General features: G+C 59.5%; 18 protein-coding genes. 6 read left to right on the top strand and 12 right to left on the bottom strand.

Annotated elements, in window-relative coordinates; translation table 11 throughout:
* Positions 1 to 20: 20 nt before the first annotated feature.
* The 4 genes from dctA to J8I82_RS23560 form a co-directional block, all read right to left on the bottom strand.
* Positions 21 to 1,349 carry a C4-dicarboxylate transporter DctA gene (gene dctA, locus J8I82_RS23575; protein ID WP_209761284.1) on the bottom strand — a complete coding sequence of 443 codons (1,329 nt, stop codon included), beginning with the start codon at positions 1,347 to 1,349 and terminating at the stop codon, positions 21 to 23.
* Positions 1,350 to 1,421: 72 nt separating this feature from the next.
* Positions 1,422 to 2,768 (bottom strand): class-II fumarase/aspartase family protein, encoded by a 1,347-nt coding sequence (locus J8I82_RS23570; RefSeq protein ID WP_209761283.1) that lies wholly within the window; start codon positions 2,766 to 2,768, stop codon positions 1,422 to 1,424.
* A 53-nt stretch (positions 2,769 to 2,821) separates the two neighbouring features.
* The gene (locus tag J8I82_RS23565) at positions 2,822 to 4,012 is read right to left on the bottom strand and encodes a CaiB/BaiF CoA transferase family protein (RefSeq protein ID WP_209761282.1); all 1,191 of its coding nucleotides are present in this window, start codon (positions 4,010 to 4,012) and stop codon (positions 2,822 to 2,824) included.
* A gap of 21 nt (positions 4,013 to 4,033) precedes the next feature.
* Positions 4,034 to 4,879: an HTD2 family dehydratase gene (locus J8I82_RS23560; protein WP_209761325.1), complete on the bottom strand. Its 846-nt coding sequence runs from the start codon at positions 4,877 to 4,879 to the stop codon at positions 4,034 to 4,036.
* 1,000 nt (positions 4,880 to 5,879) lie between these two features.
* Between J8I82_RS23560 and J8I82_RS23555 the strand changes: the two genes are divergently transcribed.
* The 4 genes from J8I82_RS23555 (at position 5,880) to J8I82_RS23540 (ending at position 7,782) form a co-directional block, all read left to right on the top strand.
* Positions 5,880 to 6,470, top strand: a complete 591-nt coding sequence (locus J8I82_RS23555; protein ID WP_209761281.1) for a hypothetical protein — start codon at positions 5,880 to 5,882, stop codon at positions 6,468 to 6,470.
* An 11-nt stretch (positions 6,471 to 6,481) separates the two neighbouring features.
* Complete coding sequence (locus tag J8I82_RS23550) at positions 6,482 to 6,628, top strand: hypothetical protein (RefSeq protein ID WP_209761280.1); 147 nt, start codon at positions 6,482 to 6,484, stop codon at positions 6,626 to 6,628.
* Between the two features lie 627 nt (positions 6,629 to 7,255).
* The gene (locus J8I82_RS23545) at positions 7,256 to 7,576 is read left to right on the top strand and encodes a hypothetical protein (protein WP_209761279.1); all 321 of its coding nucleotides are present in this window, start codon (positions 7,256 to 7,258) and stop codon (positions 7,574 to 7,576) included.
* A complete protein-coding gene (locus J8I82_RS23540) occupies positions 7,573 to 7,782 on the top strand; it encodes a hypothetical protein (RefSeq protein WP_245180026.1) in 210 nt (69 codons plus the stop codon). Before J8I82_RS23545 ends, J8I82_RS23540 begins: the two co-directional genes overlap by 4 nt.
* 344 nt (positions 7,783 to 8,126) lie before the next feature.
* On the opposite strand, the gene J8I82_RS23535 is transcribed toward J8I82_RS23540, so the two are convergent.
* The 3 genes from J8I82_RS23535 to J8I82_RS39650 all read right to left on the bottom strand — a co-directional run bounded on the left by J8I82_RS23535 (position 8,127) and on the right by J8I82_RS39650 (position 12,479).
* Entirely contained in the window at positions 8,127 to 10,418 is a 2,292-nt protein-coding gene (locus tag J8I82_RS23535; protein ID WP_209761277.1) for a DUF262 domain-containing protein, read from the bottom strand.
* The gene (locus tag J8I82_RS23530; protein ID WP_209761276.1) at positions 10,415 to 12,202 is read right to left on the bottom strand and encodes a GmrSD restriction endonuclease domain-containing protein; all 1,788 of its coding nucleotides are present in this window, start codon (positions 12,200 to 12,202) and stop codon (positions 10,415 to 10,417) included. The genes J8I82_RS23535 and J8I82_RS23530 overlap by 4 nt, the downstream gene beginning before the upstream one ends.
* Positions 12,203 to 12,317: 115 nt before the next feature.
* Complete coding sequence (locus J8I82_RS39650) at positions 12,318 to 12,479, bottom strand: DUF2726 domain-containing protein (RefSeq protein ID WP_209761275.1); 162 nt, start codon at positions 12,477 to 12,479, stop codon at positions 12,318 to 12,320.
* Between the two features lie 581 nt (positions 12,480 to 13,060).
* Between J8I82_RS39650 and J8I82_RS23520 the strand changes: the two genes are divergently transcribed.
* Entirely contained in the window at positions 13,061 to 14,236 is a 1,176-nt protein-coding gene (locus J8I82_RS23520; RefSeq protein WP_209761274.1) for a ComEC/Rec2 family competence protein, read from the top strand.
* Between the two features lie 298 nt (positions 14,237 to 14,534).
* Here J8I82_RS23520 and J8I82_RS23515 read toward each other — a convergent pair whose 3' ends face one another.
* Genes J8I82_RS23515 through J8I82_RS23500 form a run of 4 tightly spaced genes read right to left on the bottom strand, consistent with a single transcriptional unit; the run spans position 14,535 to position 22,050 of the window.
* The gene (locus J8I82_RS23515; protein ID WP_209761273.1) at positions 14,535 to 15,263 is read right to left on the bottom strand and encodes a M48 family metallopeptidase; all 729 of its coding nucleotides are present in this window, start codon (positions 15,261 to 15,263) and stop codon (positions 14,535 to 14,537) included.
* On the bottom strand, positions 15,260 to 18,346 hold the full coding sequence (locus J8I82_RS23510; protein WP_209761272.1) for a type I restriction endonuclease subunit R: 3,087 nt from the start codon (positions 18,344 to 18,346) through the stop codon (positions 15,260 to 15,262). Before J8I82_RS23510 ends, J8I82_RS23515 begins: the two co-directional genes overlap by 4 nt.
* 9 nt (positions 18,347 to 18,355) lie before the next feature.
* Complete coding sequence (locus tag J8I82_RS23505; RefSeq protein WP_209761271.1) at positions 18,356 to 19,636, bottom strand: restriction endonuclease subunit S; 1,281 nt, start codon at positions 19,634 to 19,636, stop codon at positions 18,356 to 18,358.
* Entirely contained in the window at positions 19,627 to 22,050 is a 2,424-nt protein-coding gene (locus J8I82_RS23500; RefSeq protein ID WP_209761270.1) for a type I restriction-modification system subunit M, read from the bottom strand. Before J8I82_RS23500 ends, J8I82_RS23505 begins: the two co-directional genes overlap by 10 nt.
* Before the next feature lie 288 nt (positions 22,051 to 22,338).
* On the opposite strand from J8I82_RS23500, the gene J8I82_RS23495 reads away from it, so the two are divergent.
* Positions 22,339 to 23,688, top strand: coding sequence for a hypothetical protein (locus J8I82_RS23495; RefSeq protein ID WP_209761269.1), 1,350 nt, complete (start codon positions 22,339 to 22,341; stop codon positions 23,686 to 23,688).
* Here J8I82_RS23495 and J8I82_RS23490 read toward each other — a convergent pair.
* Positions 23,658 to 23,888: a hypothetical protein gene (locus J8I82_RS23490; RefSeq protein WP_209761268.1), complete on the bottom strand. Its 231-nt coding sequence runs from the start codon at positions 23,886 to 23,888 to the stop codon at positions 23,658 to 23,660. The genes J8I82_RS23495 and J8I82_RS23490 overlap by 31 nt on opposite strands.
* Positions 23,889 to 24,130: the final 242 nt, after the last annotated feature.

The following is a 24,130-nucleotide window of genomic DNA, read 5'->3' as shown; positions in this document are numbered from 1 at the left end:
TTAGGAGCAGCCACACGCATTCAGTGCGGCGACGGACCGGCCATGATCACGGACGGCACATCGCCCGCCTCGAGCTTTTCCTCCGTGGACGTGTAGTTCGATGTCAACTCGCGCTTCAGTACTTCACGATCGCAAGCCTTCTCCCACATCGAAACCACGATACAGGCAACGACGTTACTGATCGTACTCGTCAGGGCCCGAGCCTCGGACATGAAGCGGTCAATGCCGACGATAAGCGCGACGCCAGCAACGGGAAGGTCCGGCATGACGGTCAGCGTAGCGACCAGTGCCACGAATCCGCTCCCGGTTACCCCTGCTGCGCCCTTTGAGGTCAACAGCATGATGCCGAGCATGGCAGCAATCTGATGCCAGGTCAGGTGGATGTCGCATGCCTGGGCAATAAACATCGACGCAAGCGTCAGATAGATAGCAGTGCCATCCAGGTTGAAGGAATACCCTGTCGGAAGTACCAGCCCGACGACACCCTTCTTGCAGCCCAGGCGCTCGAGTTTCAGCAACAACCGGGGCAGCACCGGCTCGCTTGACGATGTACCCAAGACGACCAGCAGTTCTTCCTTGATATAACGTAGCAACTGCCAAAGTCGGAAGCCGTGCAGCCGACACAAGATGCCGAGTACCACTACGACGAAGAAGGAACAGGCAACATAGAAGGTTCCGATGAGAAGCCCCAAAGAACCAATCGACTTGATTCCATAGCGTCCGACCGTGAAAGCCATCGCCCCGAAGGCCCCGATCGGCGCCGCCCGCATGATGACGCCAAAGACGGCAAAAAGCATGTGCGAGAAGCCATCGATGGTGTCCAGTACGGGACGAGCCGCGGACCCAATGCGCGTGAGCCCGAAGCCGCACAACACCGCGAGCAGCAGGACGGGAAGGACCTCACCTTGCGCGAACGCCCCGACGAACGCATTAGGGATGATGTGCAATGCAAAATCGGCAAAGCCGTGGATCTGGATGTCGTTGGCAAAGCGCGCCGCAACACTGGCATCGAGCTGCTTAGGGTCGACGTGCATGCCTGCGCCAGGCTGCATCAGAAATACCGTGACGAGACCGGTTAGCAAGGCAATGATGGTCAGTACGTAAAATAACCCCATCGACTTCAGCAGAGTCTTTCCAATCTCCCTGGTATCGCTAAGCGACGTAATGCCGGTCACTATCGTGCAGAACACGACCGGCGCGATCATCATCTTGACCAGCTTGACGAACCCGTCGCCGAGCGGTTTGAGGGACGCACCAATATCTGGCCAGTAGTGCCCGACAGTGATGCCGAGCATTAGTCCGATGAGCACCTGGACGTATAAGTGCTTGAATGGGCTCCGTAGATTCACGACGGTGTCTCCTTATATTATTGCGACCGGCATCAGAGTTGCCGGAGTCTTTTCGCCAGGCGTGTCGATCCTTCAACGCCGGCTTGCAAGCACGCGGTCGACCATCACGCCAGCCTGCCCGAGGTTATTGGCGGGGTCGCACATCGCCTCGAGTTGAGATCGTGTGACATGCCCGCTGATTTCCGGGTGAGCCGCGAGTATGTCGATCAATGGCCGGTTTTCATCGATGGCCTTGCGGCACAGGTCATAGACCAGGTCATGCGCATATTCCCGGCCGATGTACGGGCCCAACCCCATCATCACCGCTTCGGACATCACAAGCCCGTTGGTCATATCGATGTTGGCGCGCATGCGGACGGCGTCGACTTCAAGCCCTTGCAGCACAAATTTGGCCTGTTTCAATGCGCCGGAGATCAGGCAGAAGATCTCGGGCAACGACACCCATTCAATCTCCCAAGGCCCGGTGGAGCGCTCATGGTCGGCGACCATCGCATCCATCAGGGCTGCTGCGTGCTGTCGCGCCACTGAAATGTTCGCGTGGATGTACAGGCACGAAATCGGGTTGCGCTTCTGCGGCATGGTAGACGACGAGCCGCGCCCGGGCGCGAATGGCTCGAACACCTCCGCCACCTCCGTCTGCATCATCAGCTTTACATCCATGGCAATCTTGCCTAGCGATCCACCGACGAGACCCAGGAACGCGCCAACCTCGGCTACGGTGTCGCGTACCGTATGCCAGGAGATGAGCGGCTGCGCCAAACCCAACTCTTTCATCAGCGCGGCTTGCGTCTCCATAGCGCCCGTCTGCAGAGAAGAAAGCGTACCGGAGGCGCCGCCGAACTCTCCCATCAGTACACGCGGCTTAAGCTGCTGCAACCGCTCGCGATGACGGTCAATGCCAGCCAGGATGCTGGCCATCTTGTAGCCGAACGTAATCGGGGTGGCTTGCTGCAAGTTAGAACGGCCGATGACTGGGGTGTCCCGATATGTCTTCGCTAGCTTAGCGAGCGCCCCCGCAATGTCGTCCAGATCCGCCTCGATTAGTGCGAGACCCTCACGCATTTGCAGCACAGCCGCAGTGTCAGTGATGTCCTGGGTCGTGGCTCCCCAGTGACAGAACTCGCCGAGGCCGTCTCGGCAGTTCTGGTTAATCTGGTTGACCACGGCGATGATTGGATAGCCGATTTGCTCGGTTTTGGCTTTGAGCTTTACCCAGTCAATCTGCGAAAGTTCGCAGTTGCGCACGATTTCGTCGGCGGCCTCTTTCGGGATGATACCGAGTTCGCCCTGCACCTTTGCCAGGGCGCGTTCGATGTCGAGGTACTTGGCGGTCCGGTTCTCGTCCGACCATACCTCGCGCATGCGCGCATCACTGAACATGTCGCCAAAGATGCGCGAGTCAATAATTGTGGAAGCCATAATGTTCTACCTCTGCTTGATCTTGTCGAACGAGTCGACGGATGGAGTCGGATTCACACCGCATTGTCCGAACGCAGTGCCGTAATCTCGTGGGAGGCGTATCCGAGTTCCGCAAGAATGGAGTCGGTGTGTTGACCAAGGGCAGGGATCGGGTCCATACGCGGCCCTTCGTTCCAGGTGCCAGGCGGCAACAGGGCCGGCAGCGTGCCCTGGGGCGACCCGACCTCGGTCCAGCGGCCCCGCGCTTTGAGTTGCGGATGTTCCCAGACCCCGTTCATATCGTTGACACGGGCATTGGCGATCTGCGCGATTTCCAGCCGCTCCACCACCTGCGCGCCGGTCAGGGAAGCGAAGGCGTCCACGATAATCTGCCGCAAGGCTGTGCGCGCAGCCACCCGCTTCGAGTTGGAGGTAAAGCGCGGATCCTCGACAAGTTCGGGCTGCTGCAGCACCTTCAGGCAGAAGCTCGCCCACTCCCGTTCGTTCTGCAGACCCAGCATCACCGTGACGCCGTCGCCTGCAGGGAAAGGACCATACGGATAGATAGTGGCGTGACTTGCGCCAGTACGCGGCGGCGGCTCCGCGCCGTCGAATGCGTAGTAAAGCGGGTAGCTTGTCCACTCCGCCAGCGATTCAAGCATCGAGATATCGATACGCTGACCGCGCCCGGTCTGAGCGCGCTGGAGCAGCGCGGCCAGGATATTGGTGTAGGCATACATGCCTGCGGCAATATCGGCGATGGACGGTCCAGCCTTGCAGGGTTCCTCGGGGGTCCCTGTCACCGAGACGAAGCCGGCCTCGCTCTGGATCAGGAGATCATAGGCCTTCTTGTCCCGATAGGGGCCTGGATTGACCGGGTCATCGCCGTAGCCGGAAATGTCGCAAACAATCAATTCCGGCTTGACTGCGGAGAGCCTCTCATAGCCCAGTCCCAACCGGGCGGCCGCCCCGGGCGCGAGATTCTGCACCACGACGTCCGCCTTATCCATGATGAGACGCTCGAGCACGCCAGCAGCGGCCGGATGCTTGACGTCCAGCGTCAAGCTCTCCTTCGAACGATTGGTCCAAACGAAATGCGACGCCAAGCCGCGCACCCGTTCGTCGTATCCGCGAGCGAAGTCGCCCACGCCCGGCCTTTCGATTTTGATGACACGGGCGCCTAGATCGGCTAGCTGACGGGTCGCAAACGGCGCCGCGATAGCATGCTCAAACGTAACGACGGTGATGTCTTTAAGTGGTTGCATTGTGAGAATCCGGGAGGCAAATCAGCGCAAGACGGCAGTGGCGTCCATGGTCAGCCATCCTTCATGGTCCGACGCCCAAAGATGAATGGTCTTGCCATCAGCCTGAGGCTGCCCATTGACGTGGAAGGGGTGCAGGTCGAATGTCGGACGCACTGCGCGAAAGCGGAAGCTCGCCACGTCAGCTTGCGGCAGCTCGCGCCGAAGCAGGTCCAGCAGCAGCGTCGCGATAAGGGGCCCGTGTACGATGAGGCCTGGGTATCCTTCTACTTCCGTCACATAGCGGCGGTCATAGTGAATGCGGTGGCCATTGAATGTCAGCGCCGAATAGCGGAACAGCAGTACATCGTCCGGCACGATTTGTCGCCGCCAGGCCGCTTCAGAAGGCGCCGCTTGGGGTGCGGCGGCAACATCACCCGATTGCTGTGCCTCGCGATAGACGATGTCATGAAACTCCACGAGTGAGGGCTCAAGGAGCCCTTCGACGCACACCTCATGACGGACCTTGACGAAGACCAACTTGCCGGTCCTGCCCTCCTTGGTCGAGACTTCATCGATGGTCGAGGTGCGCACAACGCGGTCGCCTACACGCAGCGGAGCATGAAATTCAAACTGGCCACCAGCCCACATGCGACGTGGCAAGGGCACGGGCGGCAGGAAGCCACCACGCTTGGCATGACCATCCGCACCGATCTCGCTCTGTCGGTGCATGGGAAGAAAGTAAAGCCAATGCCACAGCGGCGGCAATGGCGTACCGGTCGGCTGCGGTGCAGCCGGATAGTCCAACGTGGCCCGCAAAGCAGTCGCCGGCACCGCGGTAATCGTATCTTCATGCTGCTCCCTGCGTCCGATCCATGTCCGCGGGTCCATTGCCTGTTCGTTCACTGCTCTCTCCTTGCTGTCCGTGCCAGAGCGGCACCTGCACGCGAATTGATTTTGGTCTCACCGCTGAAGGGAGGGAAATGCATAGTTCCTATGGATTGATCGCCCCCTTGCATCAATCGCGTGCCCGTGCAGCAGGTCCGGGTCGCAAGCGGATACCGCCACCGACCTTGCTACCCTTGACGCCCATGAAGGAAGGGAGCGCGTAACCGGAAGTCAACCTCAGTGCAACCATCGGTGCGCTTCACCATCGCCGCCAGTCAGAAGACCAGGACATAGCTGTCCGGCGATTGCAAGGATCGGCGCTTCGAGCGATGTCACGACGCGGCGATTGCAAGATAGCGAGGTACGGGATACGTACTGCTTGAATGGGCGGACGACGTCGCCCAGCGGCGGCCGCCACATAGCGCGGGAATGCTGCCAGCGTGAAACTCAGTTGGTGTATGACATTCCCGCGGCATCGGGACGCACATCCCGTCTACGCGTTTGAGACGACGACCCGGGAATGGCTGTTTCACTTCGGAAGCTGCCGTCGACTTTTTGTGCGCCCGAAGGGCGCTTCAGGGTCGCCTTCTGCCCTACGCGGACCTGTCCTGGAGGAACGCTCGGTTGTGCTCGGCGTCGGGCCGCACCCGTTTAGGGTTGTTCGATGCCCTGCCGTCACCCGCAGGAATGTCAGCGTGCCACCGCGCGTTACTGGCAGGCGTCGAACAACCCTCGATGGAGAAAACCGCGGAGTGCTCCGAGGCTATGGCGATTGATAGGTCAGAATGGCCAACGGTGCGGGAGGATGTCGGCCTCCGCGAGCGCCTGATCAATCTCAGGGGCGCACCACCATCCCTCCCATTGCTCTGCGAGCTACTATGCATCAGGAGGTGGGATGGGTCTGTTTATTATCGCCATGTTGAGCATCCCGCCAAAACGGATAATAGTGACGCATGGTGCATTATTCAATTTATCTGAAAGTCGATAATTATCGCTGTGCACCATGAGCGCTTCGCCGATGCAACCCACGCGCACCCCCGCTGAGTTTCGCCAGCGGCATCGCACGCTTGTGTGGTCGAATCCGGACGCCGCGGATGCAATATATCTGCGCCGCGCGCTGATTTTCAGCGGGGTGGACGTGCTACTGGACGCCGCGGCGGCGTTCGGCCTGGCGGCCCTTGAGCACGAATGGCAGGCCCTGCTCGACGACGGCGACGAGGAAGCGCAGCGCGTGGCGCGGCGCACGGAGCTCATCCTGCGGCAGCTCGCGGCCGGCGCCCTTCGTGAGGCGATCGAGGCGGCGCTGCAGCAGGCGCGTGCAGCGCGGCGGCGGATGTTGGCCGATGCCAAGCGAGGGCTCGAGGATGTCCGCGCAGGTCGGGTGAAGTCGCTGGAGGCGATGCAAGAATCCATGCGTCGACGCAACGGCTCGACCCGTGACTGGAGCGACTGCGACCCTGATTTGGCGTCGCGCCACGCCACTGCGGAGCAGTCAAAGATTGCGGACCGACTGGCCATGCCGGGGTCCGAGGAGGTTGAACTCGATCTGCCTCGGCCTCGGGAACGAGCGCGGCCGGCGGATCTCGACTCGTGACGGACCGAAAATTGCAGACCTTCACCATCCGCGAACTGCGAGAACGCTCCGACGACCTCAGTCGAGAGGCTGAAGATGGGCGGCTCGCGCTCGTCACCCGCCGCCGGATTTCCCTTGCACTTCGAGAGCAGTCGTTGCCGGTGCATCGACCCGAATGACGGCAGGGGTCGCAAGCCGCCGACCTCCTTGAGGCGGTCGCACAGGACGACGCCACGGAGCCACGCCATGCCTCTGCGTGAATTCATGGCAGCCACTTTCGCGGCGGCCGGCGTGAAAAAGCAAGCCTGAAAGGATCGCTATGCAAAGCGCCTCAGCATGCCAAGAACCATTGACCATTGACCACCGGGCAACTTGAAGGCTCGAGGTCGACATAGGCCGAGCGCAATGGGTTGGCGACGGGCCTCGACCTTCTCTCGTCCGGTAGCCATTTCAAGCCGAACGGTCAAAATTTCGTCTGACGGCAAAGCCTTCAAGGTGACTAAAGATACCTTCGATATGACTGGACTTGAAATCCAGACAGCACAATAGGAGGCAGCGTGGCCTGCCCTCCAACTTGCGCGGAGACGAGGGTGGCGTAGCATGGGAACTCACCGCCGGTTGAGCGCACTTATGCAGTTTTCGGGCTAGCAGTGCTGCTCAGACCACTCCCCGGGGTAGGAGCAAAGCGTCCCCTAGTCACCGGCGCCTTTAGGATCTTGGGCGCCTGAGTCGCCGACCAGCCATCGCCGTCTAAAAGCTGGAGCGACAGAACCAGACCCGACCGCACAAATCGAGAGGTACCGGGCATGACCACACCAAGGTACGAACCCGATGATGGGCCCCTTAGCGAGGAGGACCTGCGCCGTCTGCGGGAAGCCGCTGCCAAGTATCCCCGGGGCCGGCTGTTGCGCCGCCGGGGTCTGTCACTGGACCTACTCGCGCAAATTTACACAGCCATGAGCGCTGGCGACTATGCGAAGGTTGGGCGTCTGTGGGCCGCCGAGGTGGGCCCCCGGCCCGAGGACGATGAGCCGGTCGGCATCGACGACCTGCCGCGCTTCGGCAATCATCCTGACCGGCTTGTTCGAGATGACGGTCGGACGTGGTCCGACTACGGGCCACCATGAAAATACGAGCCCAGCGCCGCACGCGCGCCTGGCGCAATCGGCCCCTGATCCTGGTCGCGCGGGTGGTGGCCTCGACGCGGGCCGCGGAAGCGGCGCTGGATGAAACGCTGGCATACCGTGCGGCGACGCAATATATCGTCGATTACGACCCGGCGGAACTCGCCCAGGAGCTCGCCGCCTTCGAAGTGGCGTCCCGCTCGCCTTAGGTTTCATGTCGTTGTGGAATTATGGGCTGACCATAATTATGGCCAATCCATAATTGCCCATAAATGCGCCCTGCATCACCTGTCTTAGCCGGACGCGAAAGCCGCCTAATGCCGCCTGTGGCAGAGTAGACAGAACGCGCAGAATGTCTAGCGTGATGGCTAGTGGATCCTTCACCTGCCGCACCCTTCCGGGGACCAACCCGCAACTTTACGAGCTCCCCGCAGCAGGGCTATCCGCCACCTGTTTGCTCGCTTCCCGGGCCGGGGCGTGAGCGCGCCCCGCGCACCTCGCCCATCCGTCGTGGTCGAAGACCATCGGTCCGGACGGCGTGGCCATGCGGCGCCTAGTAACCTGCCTCCACGAGAGCACGCACCAGCGCGGCTCCCCGTTGCACACGATCGACTGTATCGACGGGCCCATCGGATGATGGCGCCTGAGGGATCGAGAGCAACCATCGTCCGTCGGTTGGGGTCGCGCCATGCGCGGCGAGCACGTGGCGCGCCGCCTCGCCGTCCACCGAGCTCGGGACCTGTACATGAAAGCCCTCGGCAACTGCACGCAAGGCGATGTCACTCTTTTTCAAAGGCATCCACCGCGGCACAGTCTCATAGCCGGTGAAGTCCTTGTCGACAAGGTCGTCGTGCGCACCGCTATGAATGCGGACCGCGTGCAGATATGGATCGCGGTAGTAGCTGTTCATTTGCTGCTTGTCCAGCATGCAGACGGAGTATCCCAGTCGCCCGTCGATACCTACATATCGACCCGATGCGCCTTCTCGCATGGCGTCGTACTTGACGAAATAGTAGCGCCAGTCGTGTCGCTGCGCCTGCTCGCACCGCGACAGGTAGTCGTCCACGAATCCTTGCAAGGCATCGGGCACCGAAGCCTCGCCGCGCGCGGCAACATGATCGAGCAGGCGGCTGAGCGCCTCGCGCGTCGCCCCCATGTCCTCGCGCCACGTGGCGGAGAACACGTCGCGCCACGGCGCCAAGTTGCGCGACGATCCGAACAGAAAGAACCGTCCACGCACTCGGATCGCGTAGTCGCCGGCGGCCAGCAGCGCACCCGTGATCAACGGCAAAAGCCGTTCACTGGAGAACAGTTCCGCAAAGGCACGCGCGCGCCGCGGTAAGGTTTGCGCGTCGAGCTCGAACGCGACCAGGCAACCACGGAGCAGCGGGTGATCCTCCAATTCAAAGACTACCGGTTCGAGCGCCGGATGCGCTTGGAGCAATTCCCTCTTGGCGCGCTCCTCTGCCCCGTGGATCCGCTGGTTGAAGCCTGAGATCGTGTCTAGTTGACCATCGACAATGATGCGCCGCACGTCCTCGAGCAACTCGGGCATGCGGTCTCCACGAAGTTCGTCCGCGGAGCCCTCAATCAGGTTGCGCACGACTCGCAGGCGGCGCCCTACGTCTTCGGTGCGATGCAATCGATGGAGCAGGCTCGCGTAAAGAAGCAATGCCTCCGGCCATCCGAAGTCACGATTGCGCGCGCCCGTGTCGTGGCTTCGACAGCATGCGGCGAAGAGGTCGCAGTTGCCGCGGTCTGCAGGCCGGAACAGCCTCAATGGCGACACCTGGCCCGCACCCCGCCCGGCATCCGCATGCTGCGAGACGAACTTGCTCGCGAACCACGTATTTGTTTCCACGCCTACCCAAGCGTCCATGCCTTTCAGGAGCCGGTCGACATGGGCGGCGGCATCCCCGCCAGCGCTGCCATAGATACGAAGGGCCAGGCTTTCCAGGTCCTCTGCCGGATTCGCGACCTGTCCCACGTGCCAGACGCAGACGTCGGTCAGGTATCGGATGTAGCGCACCATCGCGGCATCCATCGCACCGTCGCGTGCGTCTGGTCGCCAGAAGACGTCGGCCCATTCGCCATCGATCTTCCTGGCAAACTCGCGTGCCGACGAAGGCGACGACGACTCAAGCAAGCGCTCGAAGCGCGCCTTGAACAGCTCGAACTCAGTGAGAGGCTTGCCCCGCGAGTTCATCTTTATGTAGATGTCGTCGCCAAGGCCCATCGCCTTCATCGGCAGTATGTGGAACGTAATGGCCGCTGGCTCGTCATCGGTCAGTCGGCGCCACGCCTGCTCCAGGTCGACGCCATGCAGCTTGCGATGGAGGTCGTCCAGCACCACCAGCATCGACTGGATTGTGGGGTCGTCTTCCCATGTCTGCAGGAACCAGGGCTGGTCGGTGATCCAGCGGGACGGCGGCGCCTGCTCTTGCGTGGGCAGGATCTTCGCGAGTTGTTGGCAGAACATCCGCGCGCTCGCGCGCGTCGCGTAGGTCAATCGCAGCCACGGCAGTGAGGGATCGAGTCGATCGCACCGAGCCGCGAGATACCAGTGCAGGAGGAACAGCGCCGTCAGGCGCTGCTGTCCGTCCAGCGGCAGCAACGCATCGCCCTGGACGTCGCCGTAGACGAAATCCAGGCTCAGGGGCGGGCCTCCGGTGATCGCCGCCACAATAGCATCCAGGAAGTTCTCGCGGATGCGGCGTGTTCGCGCGTCCTGCCGCCCCTGCGCGAAGTCTCGCTGCAGGATCGGCACCTCGATGCGCGCGATGGTGACGTCGCCTTCGAATACATGCGTAAATAGGTCGGCGTACGAGGTCTGCAGGCTCCTCATCCCAGATGCTCCTCCGGCTTCAGGTAGTGACGAACGATGCCACTGGACGTAGAATCGGCGCCGCCCACGCTACCAATCATCGCGTCGAGATAGCTCTCACGGTCGAGCAAGCTCCAGAAGTGGACCTGCTGTGCATCCGCACCAGTGAAGTACTTAAGGAACACGTGCCGAGTGCAGACCGGGATGTAGGCCCCATGCCGGTCCATTTCGATAACCTTCTGCCGTTTCACCTCGAACACGGCATTGCTCAGCGCTGAATTCGCACCGCTCGGGAGCAGCGCCAGGTTGCTGATGGAGTGGACCGAATGCATGGCGGCGCCCGCCCCTTCCTCCGCCAGCGAGAAGAACGCCTGGACCTCCGCTGCTAGGTCGTTGAAGGTCGCACCGGCAATTTCGGTCGGTAGATTCCGGAGCCGGTCTAGGAGGCGATCCCGTGTGGCAAGCCGCTCCGGTTCCGTGACAGGCAATGTCTCCAGCACGTCGCGGTGGAGGCACAACCACTCGCGCCATTGCTCGGCCTTGTTGAGGGACTGCGCGTGCTGCGCGTGAATGTGTTCAAGCGACCAGGCGTGCGCCTTGTGCGAGCGGAATGGGTAACGCTCCGTCGAGTGCCGGTTTCGGCGCACGGTCTCCACGTTCATCAGTAACAGCAGGCGCTCCGCCTTGGTCCAGTCGCCGGCCCTTTCGTAACTCAGGTTCGCGGCTTCGGACGGCGTCAGATTGAGCGCCTGCCTGATCCGGTCGTCGAGTTTAGCCTCGAACTCGCGCTTAGTGAGCTTTCGAGCAAGATGCACGAGCTCGGCGACTGACCAACCGACCGTGATGAGATAACCAATCTTGTGATAGAGGTCGCGACTGCGGAACCAGCCCATGACGGTCGCATGTAGGCCCACCACATCATTCCACACGTCCTGAGGACAATCCGACTCCTCCAGGCGTTGTCGCAGCGCATCGAACACGCGGAAGCTGCCCGGCGTGTTGTCGATGGCCTGCCCAACCAAGACTTCAAGCAGCAGCGTGATCCGCGTGGGCCTGGTTTCGGCCGGTCGGCTGCTGATGAAGGCCCAGATGTCCGGGTCGCGCAGGTCGCGCTCAATGGCATCCCATTGCGCAGCGACCTCGGTCGCCCGGTCCGCCGTTCCACTCTCGGCCGACACGGCGGAGAGCAGCAACGCCTTGAATAGTTCGGCGTCGTCCAGCGGAATCCGGCCCACGTTCAGCCGCGTGAAGAGTGCGGTCGGATCGAGGTCGCGCGGAGCCACGTACCAGATGATCCGTACATGGCGCATCAGCGAACCAAAGATGTCGTCGGCGACCATCTGCCGGCGATTCGGAGGAAACTGCTCGAACCATCCGCGGATGCACTGGTAGGCGCGATGGAGATGGTGGAAATCGATATTTTCGACGCGGCGCTCGGCATCGAGGGAATCGAGGTACTCCGCACTCTTTGCCCGCGTCTCATAGGTGATCCGGTAATCCAGCTCGATCATCGGTTTCAGCCCCGAGTCGCGCAGGTAGCGGAACAGGAGGTACAACGTCGTCAGGCGCTGCTGGCCGTCCACCAGTTCCCATTCACCATCGCCCCGAGCCTGCACCACCACGGGCTGCAGGCAATAGGGCTTTCCAACGTTGTCATGCAGGTCGCGCAGCAGGCAGAGCACCTCCGGCTCAGTCCAGCGGTATCCGCGCTGATAGCGGGCAACGAAGAAGCTGCCTTCGATCTCTCCCACCACCTTGTCCTGCAGGAACGCGCCCGGCCCTACGTCCGGCTCAACTTGAATCATGGTGATTTCCCTCTTGGCCGCGATCGCTTGCGGCCCGCGACGTGGCGAGTGATCCACCTGCCTCAGGCCGGCGGCGCCTCCTTTCGCCATTCTGCCACAGGAAGTTTGGTGAGCGTCACTTCGTCATTAGTGTGCAGACTGGTAGTGCTATTTTTGAGACGTCCCTCCTGTTACCGGCCGATGCAACGACATCATTCTTCTGCATATCACGCTTCTGAGCCGTAGCTGTACCGTGGGATGCGCCATCAAGTTCGATGACGTAAAGGGGCCGCAACACGTTTCTCGCGGCCTACGATTTGCCCTTATGCTGAACAAACGCAGGCATCGCTACCTGCAGAAAGACGTGAGCATCCTTTAAGGCAGACGACAAGTATTCATAGAGTCGTATCTCATCCCCGCGCAAGAATGGGTCTCTACAGGCAAAACGAAAGTTTTTGAGGAATTCCCGCTCCTTTCAGCATCGACAAGGAGATGACGACAATAGCCAAAGGAAGAACTATCACAAGCATCGCTTTCACGTACCCCTCCCGCCCTAATTGTTGGGTCGCGCGATCTTAAGGGCTAGCCCATAGGATCAGCATCCCCAATAGTGGGGCGGAGTAGACGCGATAGGCGAAGTGGCAGATCAGAAAGGCCACGGCCCACCATAGGGCCATGGCGATACTGCAAAGGGTGGGTCGATTTCTCGACCACGAGAGGTTCGCACGTGAGAAACGTCCGCCGCATTGCCCGAACGGGGCACAAGACACTCTGCGGAGCCAGACGCGAGGCTAGCCCGCCTATCCACTACAACGCAAAGGGTGCCGTTTCGGTAATAATCGGCAGTCGCGCCGGCGCCCCTACTCCGTCCACTCCTATATGCGGTTTTTTGCACAGCATTCCGAATACGACGCGAAGACCAAACTTCGCAAAGTCATTTTCGACTTCGCTTCTTTTGAGGATCACCGGGATCTTGTCGCGGAGATGCGAAGTGAGATCGGTGAGCGGGATGAGGGCGAGCCCGCAGCATCTATGCTATCGATCGAGTATGTCGCAGATCGGCACCAGAGCTTTCGTAGCGGCTCCTGGTACGACATCCCTCCCGACTTCTTCCGAGCAATGCAATACGAATCCGTACAGCCGGAAGATCAGGGTGGCGCGTTTCTCCGCGGAGCCATCAAGACGCGTCGGCAACTTGATGCATCGCCGTTTTTGACAGGGCCTCTCTGGGCCCATTCAAGTGAAAGGGCAATTGATTTTCCTAAGGGCACCACCCCCAAGATCGAGCTTTGTGTAGTCAATTGCGGTCATGCCAATTGGAACGAGATCACTACACCGCGCCATCGACTGATCTATGACGTTGGAGCCAGCCGATCATTTAGCTCCGCGCAAGTGCAGGCGCTAGTGCAACGTATGAGCATTGGCTCAGACAAGAGGCCGATCACGGTTGTCATCAGTCACTGGGACGTAGATCACTATCACGCCATCCTAGGTTTCACGCCCGCTGACCTGAAAAAGCTCAAGAACGTATACGCCCCAAGCCAAACGCCTAACACCGACACTTTCAACCGAGTGCGTAAGAGCCTCCAGGGTCATGGCATCCCCCTCCACCTTGTCCCTCCGGCGGGTGCAGACGCGACCACAGGACGAAGAATCGTGTTGAAAGCTGTCCTACGGCAAGGTCGTTTTACAGCATTTAGAGCGACGCCAGGAGGGTCCAGGAACCAGACCGGTATTGTGATCGGCGTAGAGGGAGAACGTCGGATCGCGCTACTTACCGGCGACCATCACTATGAAAAGATTCTCGATGTCGCCAGGAGTTCGTACGGTGGCAAACCTTGCGTGCTCGTAGCCCCTCATCACGGTGGGCGTGCGGGAAAACCGGATGCCAAGGATTGGTGCGCATCGTTTCCTGACATCCAAGCGGTGCTGTCATGCGGCTCGAATTCCTACCTACATCCAATCCCCGAGGTCGAGCGCGAATTGAGGAACATGCAACGCGGCCAAGCCGTATGGCGCACTGACAATAAGGGAGACCGGACAGTGCCTCTCTAGAAGGCATCCGCTCTATGCTAAAGGATGTCCTTCAGCGTTGAGGAGACAAAGAATGACGCGCCGCTGACCTACGCGCCGTTGTACGACCGTACTAAATAAAAGCAGACTGGCGACTAGATTTCGAGCGGGAGGCAGCCATCCCCCCGGCTCTAATGCGAGGAACGTAAGTCAGGTCGTGGTTTGTACGCCGCCGACACCGATCGCTCAATCAGGGTCAAGGGCGGCATCCAGATACGTGCTATCGCGGGACTGGGCGGACAGCAATTCGAGAGAGCGTTCAGGGGTCTTGTTGGCGGCGCTAATACGACCAGTCCTCATGACGTACCGGCAACCGGTTCACCTCGTCCCTAATCTGCCGCCATTGCGGCATGAACCGGTCCATCAGCGACTGGAACCGCGCATTATGGGTCGGTTCGATCAGATGCACCAATTCATGCACAAGGATGTATTCCAGGCAGTCTGATGGCTTTCGTGCCAGGTCCGTATTCAGCCGAACATTGCCGGATACCGGATTGCAGCTTCCCCACTTCGTCTTCATGTGCTGCACGAGAATACGTCGCGCCGTGACGCCCAGCAACGGCTGCCATTTTTCCAGCAATGGCGGCACAGCACCTCGTAGCTGCTCTCGATACCACGCATCAAGCAGTTCACGGCGCCGGCCAGCATCACTACCGGGGCGCACTACAAGTTCGAGCGTGGAGTGCTTCAGCTTCACGGTCGGCGCGGCGTCGGCTTCCACAATTCGCAGCAGATAGCGCTTGCCCCAAACGTAGTGACTCTCTCGGTCCAGATATTCGCGCGGCGTTTCACGTTCCTGTGCTAGCAGCTTGCGCTGTTGCCGCCTGATCCAGTCCAGCCGGGTAATGGCGTACACCCGGATGAGGTCAGATGACATATGCCGGGGCGCTGAAATACGCACGCGCCCATCCGGCGGATAGACACTGAGATGGACATGCTTGATGTCCTTCCTCACCACATCGACACTCAGCTCGCCGAGGTCGATGCTGCTGGATGGCTCCACGTTCAATACTCCTGCCGCTGCGCTTCGATGATCAGGAAGATGCGCTCCACTTCCGTATCGTCCTTCAGGATGTCCCACAGCGCCTGCTTGATGACGTTTTCGCGCGGCAACACACCACGCCAACCATCGGGGCGAACACGCCTGACGGCGGCATCCACTTCGAGTGAAAGTGCCAGCGCCTGCTCAAGTGTATGACCATCTGCGATTTTCAGATTGTTGAACAGCGCTCGCTTACCGGGTGTATCCAATGCTGCCGGCGTATCGTCGGCCTTGCCGCTCTGCACTTTTGTCGCAAGAGCCGCCATCTGCTTCAGATACTCCTCGTAGTCGATGGCTTTTTCCTTGCGCTTCTTGATGATCTCGTCGAGCAGCGCGGACATCTTGGCGAAGTAGGCCGGATCAGTCAGATGATCCTTGACGATCTTGCTGCGAACGTTGTTCTCGATGGTCTCCGCCACCGACTGTCGGTCCTTCATCGCGTGAAGCTTCTTCGCGATCGCATCGGCAATGCCAGTCTTCACGATCAGATCGAGCAGGCCGATGTTCTCGAATGCGGAAATCTTGCGTGGTTCGCTGGCTGCGATATAGGTGTCGATCAGGTGACGCATATCGGCCTCGTACGGCTTGAGATCAAGTGTCTCACCGCTCGCGAGGCGAATCGTTTCGCGCAGCTTCACGTACCAATCAAGCTGCTGCCGGATCGATGCCTGCTGCGCCGCATCGTACCCGGCCTCATCCAGTTCATCGGCAATGCTGGCATAGGCACGTAGCAGACCGACCACAGCGGTATAGAAGGCAACGCGCTGCGGCTCGCGCGCCCGCAAGTCATCGGCAATCTCGGTGTTGCCGCAGAAATAGTGGATGTACTCCAGCTCGCCCTTGGGGGGGGCCACCTTTTCGACCAGCAGCGCCAATGCTTCAAGTGCCGCATCCAGACGCTCACGCCCCTTCTGTACACGACTTTGAAGCAGGATTTCCGGCTCGACGCCGCCTGCGCTATGGTCCAGCTCGGACGAGTACACGGCGATGGCGTTTTCGACCTTCTTGAACAGATCCTTGTAGTCGACGATGTAGCCAAAATCCTTGTCGTCGGAATCCAGCCGGTTGGTGCGACAGATGGCCTGGAACAGGCCATGGTCTTGCATGGACTTGTCGATATACAAGTAGCTGCATGGTGGCGCGTCGAAGCCCGTCAGCAGCTTGTCCACCACGATCAGCAGCTTCATGCCGGCCGGCTCCTTGATGAAGCGGGCCTTGGCCTGATCCTCATAGGTTTCGGTCTTCGACATACCGGCCTTCGGCTGCACGTCGGCCAGCAGGTCGGTGTAAGTGTTGAAGATGAACTGCTTGTCGGTCTCGGTATTTGCGCCGGTTTCTTCCAGCGTCACGTCTTTTGCCAGTGGGTTGTACGACGTGACGACCGCACATTTACCCTTGAAGGGGGTTTTCTGGAACAGCGTGAAATACTTGCACGCCTCGTAGATGCTGGACGCCACGAGCATCGCATTGCCGCGCTCGGTGGATAATCGCGACTTCGTACTGAAGTCGTAGATGATGTCCTCGACCACGCGATCCATGCGCGAGCGCGAACTGAGTACGTGTTGCATCGTGCCCCACTGCTTCTTCAGTTCGTTCTTCTGCCAGTTGTTCAGACCTTTCGTCTTGGCCTCGAACCACGTGTCGATCTTTTCCTGGGAGCCGAGTGTCTGGTCGATATCCCGCGCCTCATAGACCAGATCCAGCACCACACGGTCCTCAACCGCCTCGCTGAACTTGTAGGTGTGGATGTAGCCGCCGAACACTTCGAGGCTGGTCGCCGCATCGCTCTTCAGCAGCGGGGTGCCGGTAAAGCCGATGAACACGGCTGACGGCATCATCGCCTTCATCACGCGGTTCAGACGTCCGCCCTGCGTACGGTGGCACTCATCGACGAACACAAAGAGATCGCCTACTGCCGCGCTCGGCTGGGATTCCAGTTCCTTGATAAAGGCATTGAAGTCACCATCGCCCAAGCCCTTGCCAGCGCCAAACTTGTGCACGAGCGAACACAGCAGGCGCGGAGCCGGCTGGCTCAACTGGGTCATCAAGTCGCGGCCGCTGCTGGTGCGATGGATTTTTTCGCCACTGCTTTCGAAGACGCGCTTGATCTGCTTGTCCAGCTCGTCCCGGTCGGTGATGACGACCACGCGTGCATGCGGATTGTTCTCTAGAATCCAGCGGGCCAGCAACACCATCAGGATGCTCTTGCCTGCGCCTTGGGTGTGCCAGATGATGCCGCCCTGCCGCTTGCGCGCGTGCTCCTGCGCGGACTTGATGCCGAAATATTGGTGTACGCGCGGCAACTTCTTGACGCCGCCGTCGAACAGGATGAAGTCGTGCATCAGCTCGACAAGCCGAGCCTTCTCGCACATCTTCAGCAGGTACTTGTCGAGCTTGTAGCCACTATTGTGGGCTTCGTCCTCCTTCCACTGGAGGAAGAATTTCTCCTGCGTGCCCGTCGTGCCGTACTGCAGGCCTTCCGAGTCGTTACCGGCGAAAACGAATTGCACCGTGCTGAAAAACCACTCGTTGAATTCGGGCAACTGGTTGGACAGGTTTTGCCGGATGCCATTGCCGATGCTCACGCGGCTGTTCTTCAACTCCAACACGCCGATGGCGATGCCGTTGACGTAGAGCACGATGTCCGGGCGGCGTTTGAAGCCGCCTTTCAGGGTAACTTCCTCGGCGATCGCGAAGTGGTTCCTGGACGGCGTGTCCCAATTGATGAGCCAGACCGTTTCGGCTACCTTGTCACCTTCGACCTTCACCGGGATGCCGTAACGAAGAAGCTGATAGACCGCCTCGTTGTTCACATTCAGCTTGCGCTGCGGATGGTTCGCCTCCGTCTTCAAGCGGTAGATGGCCTGGCTGATTTGCGCGGGACGATAGCCGGCTTCGGTCAGATAGGCCGTCAGCAGGCCTTCTTCGATGTTGCTGTTGCCGGTGCGATCGGTCCAGTCATCGAGATAGGCATAGCCTAGCTGTTCGGTGAACAGCTTGATGATGCGATTCTGCGTGGCCTTTTCTGATTTGCCGATTTCGTCCGTCATTGGAGTTCTCTAGATCAGTCGTGTCTTGCCGGTCAGCAGTTCTTGCATCATGCCTTGCTTGAGCAGGCGGGTTTTGTTTCGTCGCGCCTCCAACAGCGATAGGTCGGAATTCATGTCAGAAAGCACTTCGGCAATGGCGGATTGTTCAGAAAGCGGAGGAACTGGCATCGGCACCTCCAGAAACTTCTCCCGCGGTAAATGTGCAATGCTCGTTTGGGTCACGTAATTATCGAGAGTGCCAGCATTACTCCAAAGATGGAGCATTTCAACCATCAAACGTGAATCAAAGCCTCTAAGCGGACGTAGCCGATGCAAAGCCTTTTGGTAATAGCATTCCTCGATGGGTTCATCCCAAAGCGCGGCGCGCCCAACCTCCCCGCCCTCACATACCAGCAAGTCCCCCTTACGCAAACGGAATCGTTCCATGTCGGAGCGGGTCATGCGCATCAGTTGCAAATCACTGACATCAATCTGATTCCATTGAACTGAACGATTTCCCAGATATGGCTTCAAATCACCGACGTTCTTTTCGGCATCCAACATTTTTCCGAGTTTCACGTCAAATTCTCGACCAACAGGTGAAACATCCCAGTCCTCCGGGATAACACCCGCATCGGTTTGCTTTGTGCCAGCCTTGAGCTTAAACCCCGGCAACCGAGTCTTTCCAGTAAGCAATCGCTGCATGGCAGCCTGCTTGAGGCCGCGCTTCTTCGCGATGAGTTTGTCCAGGCCAGACAGCAGGGCATCGACGTCGTTCAGGGTGGCGGCGATGGCGGATTGCTCGCCGACGGTAGGGGGAAGTGGAATAGGATAGGTCTTGAGCTTTTGGCCGTTGATGTTCGCTTGGCCGACGGCAACGCTTAAAACCTTGAGGCTGTATTTCTTGGCAAATTCGGTGTTCAGCGTGTAGTTGAGAAAGCACGAATCCAAGAGATCTTTCTTGGCGTTTATGCGAATCAAATAGCCAGCAAATATCGCAGGCTCTTCTCCGCAATAGATGGATGTCTTGCCCACAAGGTCAATCGTGTTCGTGCGATTGAACAAAACGTCGCCGGGGCGAAGCGCGTACTTCGCAATTTCTCTCTCGTCATCGGTGTAAACAAGGTCGTTCCAATCAATCTTGCCGCCTTGCAAGTTGCCCATGCGCAGCACTGGCATCGAACCCTTCGTGCTGGACTTTGCTGACGAGCCATATTCGACGGACGTAACCAATCGTCCAAGCGGTGACACATCCCAGTCCGCTGGGACAGCACCAACTTCAGTTTGCTTGTACCCCGTCCTCAGTTCCACACCGCCCCCATCTTGCGCAGATGCGCCTCAACGCGGGCAGACAACGTAGCAACCTCATCCACCAATACTGGCAATGGCGACTCATAGCGTAAGGCCAGATCCCGCACACGACTGGTGAGCGTATGCGATACGCGCTCCAGTTCACCTAACACGGTGGCAGAAAAGGCAGCAAGCCACTTGTCTTCCACCACCAGCGTCTTGATCTCGTCCACCGTGAGCTTGGGGTACCGCGCGTACGCCTTGGCGTCCAGCTCGAGTTCCAGCGTCTTGAGCTTTTTCTTCAGCACGGCTTCTTTATCGGCAAGCGATTGCCATTGCTTCAACACAGCCAGTTCATCGGCCGCATCCGGGTCCTTGCCGATCTCCTTGATGCGCTCCTTCACCGCCGCCGCATTGATCTTGTCGAAGCCGCTGAACACGGCGTCTTCCCCGCTGTGCTCTTCTTGCAGCTCGGTCAGTGCGCTGCTGGCGGCCTCCAGCGCGGCGCTGGTTTCGTCAATCGCAGTCTGCTCGGCCGCGAAGTAGCGCGCCACGATGTATGGTTTCGGCACCAAGTCGCAGGCCCAGCCCTTGTCCTTCTCCACGACCTTGGCGTTTTCGCCTTTGCCTTTCTTCGTCTTCTCGATGACGCGGTATGTCCGCGCCACCCAGCCATCGGCCGCCAGCACGTAAGCATCGTCCTGCATGGTTTCCGCCCAGTAATCCATCAGGTGTTGGTACACGTCGTAGGCATCCACCAGAGGCTTGCCTTCGTAGTGTTCCAGCAGGCCATCGGCCAGCCCCACAATGAACTGCTTCGGGTGGAAACCTGTATCCAGCGCGTTGAGTGTGGGAACAGTGGCTGCTCGCCAAGCATCGAAGTGCCGGCCCATGTCGCTGAGGTAGCCGGCGAACTGCGGATGCTGGAAGATCGTCGGCTTGATATCCACCTTGTCCACGGCCAGCGTGACATAGCCTTCGCGTAGTGGCTTGAACAACGCATCTTTCAGTTGCGGGCACACGGCCCAGTAGTCGTTCAGGGCGTCTACATCCGCGAGTGGAATGCCGCCCTGCAGATGGCCATGAAGGTCCTGGATGTCTTCCGCCACGCTGCTGTCGATGTAGCGCGGCAGGTTCAGGTTGAAGTCGTTCTTCTCGATTTCATCCTGGCCGACCAGTCGCGCATAGCGCGGGTCGCTCTCGTCCATGCGGGTGAACACGTCCACGATGCGGTGGATGTCCTGTTCGCGCAGGCGGTTCTTCGGACCATCCTTGATGAAGCCGCTGCTGGCATCGATCATGAAGATCCCCTTGCGGGCCTGGGCGTTTTCCTTGTCGATGACGATGATGCAGGCGGGAATGCCGGTGCCGTAGAACAGGTTCGCCGGCAGGCCGATGATGCCCTTGATGTAGCCGTGGCGAATCAGGTTCCGGCGGATCTCGCTTTCCGCATTGCCACGGAACAGCACGCCATGCGGCAGGATGCACGCGCCCTTGCCGGTGGATTTCAGGCTGCGCACGATATGCAGCAGATAGGCGTAGTCGCCCTGCTTGGCCGGCGGCACACCGAACGTATCGAATCGCCCGTACGGATCATGAAGCGGGTCAAGCCCCGTGCTCCAGCGCTTGTCCGAGAACGGCGGATTGGCGACCACGAAGTCGAACGTTTTCAGGGACGCGCCGTCCCGAAATTTTGGGTCGGTCAGCGTGTTGCCCTGGCCAATCAACGCTGTGGGGTTGTCGTGCAGGATCATGTTCATGCGCGCGAGACCGCTGGTCGCCGAATCCTTTTCCTGACCGTACAGGGTGACGTCTGTATGCGCTGCGTCTCCTACTTTCAGCAGCAGCGAACCGGAACCGCATGTCGGGTCGTACACGGTGGTTTCGGTGCTGGTCTTGGCACTTCCAATGCCGATGACGGCAGCCAGAATGCGGCTGACTTCGGCAGGCGTATAGAACTGCCCCTTGCTCTTGCCACTTTCGGTAGCAAAGTGGCGCATCAGGTATTCGTATGCGTCGCCGAGAATGTCGTCGCCGTCGGCACGATTCTTCGAGAAATCCAGATCGGGGCTCTCGAACACCGCGATCAGATCGGACAGGCGCGTGACCATTTCCGCACCCGTGCCGAGCTTGCCGGTGTCGTTGAAGTCCGGCATGTCCGATAACTTGTTGGCTGCGGCCAGCGGCCCGATGATCTTCTTGTTGATCTGGTCGCCAATGTCCGGCTTGCCTTTCAGGGCCACCATGTCCGCGAAGCTGGCACCGTCGGGAATGGTGATCGGTGCGTAGCGCTGACCGGCGTATTTGTCGCTGACGTACTTGATGAACAACAGTACCAGCACATAGTCTTTGTACTGGCTGGCATCCATACCGCCGCGCAACAGGTCGCAGGATTCCCAGAGGGAAGAGTAGAGCTCGGATTTCTTGATTGCCATCGGTGTGGGTGGGCCGTGCGTTGGTCTCGGCCGGGGATGCCCCCAGCATTAATCTGCGAATTTTACAGATCAACGAGCTGACCGCTGACGAAGTCCCCAGATTCTACCCATGGGCGGTTCACACTCCTCGATTGGAGGGCTGAAAAGCTAGGCAGGCTTCGAACACTCGCGGCCTGGGATCCACACTGCGGATTCAACCGGTCAGCATCGTGCTTGACGTAGCTGATCGGTTACTGTCGGCGTAGCGGAGGCAAGGTAGGGCGGGTCTTTGATGGTGTCGCACAGACCGTGGAACACATCATTTTCACCTGGAGAATGGCATTGAAGCGCAGCGAACTATACAAAATGGTTTGGGAGAAGCCCGTCTCCAAGCTGTCGACCGAATTAGGCATCTCCGATGCGGGATTGGCGAAGGCTTGCAGACGAAATGCAATACCAGTGCCACCGCGAGGATATTGGGCGAAGCTCCAGGCAGGAAAGCACCCGCAAAAGATTGCCTTGCCGGCTCCTGAGTTGGACACGATGGTGGATTTCGCGACTGATGATCCCGAGGAGCGTGCGAGACAGAAGTCGCTACGAGACCAGCGCGAGAGCGCGATTAGAACAGAAATTGAGAATGCTGTTCGCGAGGTCGAGGTTGTCATGCCGGCCGTTCTCGAGCGACCGCACCCCTTGGTCGTGGCAACCAAGCGTTTGATGGATAGGACGCCGAAGCTGATAGCTGCGCAAGCTCGACGGAAACTGGGTGAATGGTCAAGGCTTTCGGAGGAAGAAAATCCGCCGTACGGCGAGCACGGCCGCTACATGTTGTTCAGAGAGGGTGTTCTGAATATTACAGCTTCCCTCGATAGCATGGAGTGGATCCTGCGCTTCCATGATGGTCTGCTGAAAGCGCTGAATGCGGCTGGCATGAAAACTGAGTGGACCAAGGGGGATTCTGGCCGCAGAGCGGGAAGTAGCCAAGCTAATCGCGTACAACTCGTCATGGGCGGCGAACGCTTTGCCATGGAGTTTGTCCAGGGCTATCACCGAAAGAAGCTGTCAGCGTCAGAATATGCAAACCTCCGAAAGGAAAAGTCGTGGGCCAGCGAATATGTATCCGAGCCAGCAGATCGCTTTTCGCTGAGGGTCAAGGGCACAGAATATAGCGCCAGCAAGATTTGGGAGGCCACGGGGCAGAAGTTGCAAGAGCAACTGCGTGAGATTACTCACGGGATACTGGCGTTAGTGCCGTTGCAGCGCATATCAAGAAGGGAGCGAGAAGCGCGTGAGGAAGAGAGCCGTAAGCGAGCCGAAGAGGAAGCACGGGTGCGCAGACGGCTTCAAGCACGCGAGGAGGTATTCAAGCAGGCGCTAAGCATTGTGGAGATGCACGAAAAGATTGCTCGGCTGCGGGAGTTTCTTGACGGTCTGTCCGTGCGTTGCAACGAATTTGTTGAGCCATATAACGAACGCGTTGCTGTGTGGATTCGTGTCGTGCGGGAAGAGCTTGAGCGTACAGATCCCGTGCTCGCTCAATTGCAGGCAAGTGTGGACGGACCTCGTTGGAGGCCCTGGCCACCCGAGTGGTGGCCGGAAGATGGGGATCTGCCGGAGTCGTCGGAAGGTCAAAGCCGCGACGGGTTGGATTTGATCTGAAACTTGTTAGGCATCAAGCGTTCACTTGCTGGTCCAGCTTTGTTGGCTGGCGAATTGAATCGCCCGCGCTCAAGCCAGGCGCACAGTGCGCCAAAATCTCGATCTCTCAGAAGCTCCGCAGCCTCAAACACTATCTCGTCCGCCTCCGACGTTTCACGACCATCCAAGATGATCTCCGCTGTCATCATGGCGATAACCATGGGGCCAAGCTCTTTCGAGGCAGTAAGGGCGACATGCCGGTATCGTCCGCAAAGACAGCCCCAGCGCCGGCCAAGCCCGCCGCCGCAAAGGTCCGCCGCATCAAGGCAATCGCACCGATGGCGATCGAAGCAAAGGTCAAAGAAGTAACCAACGCCTGAGGGCTAGAGCCCTCCCTTGCGGACGGCACCGGCTCGGGGTCGTCCGCTACACCCTCCGGACGAATCTACCAACGCACCCAAAC

Source organism: Cupriavidus consociatus (assembly GCF_017814975.1).
GTDB classification, from domain to species: Bacteria; Pseudomonadota; Gammaproteobacteria; order Burkholderiales; family Burkholderiaceae; genus Cupriavidus; species Cupriavidus consociatus.
The sequence above is the reverse complement of the archived record's forward strand: the minus strand, read 5'-3'. Positions and strand labels throughout refer to the sequence as shown.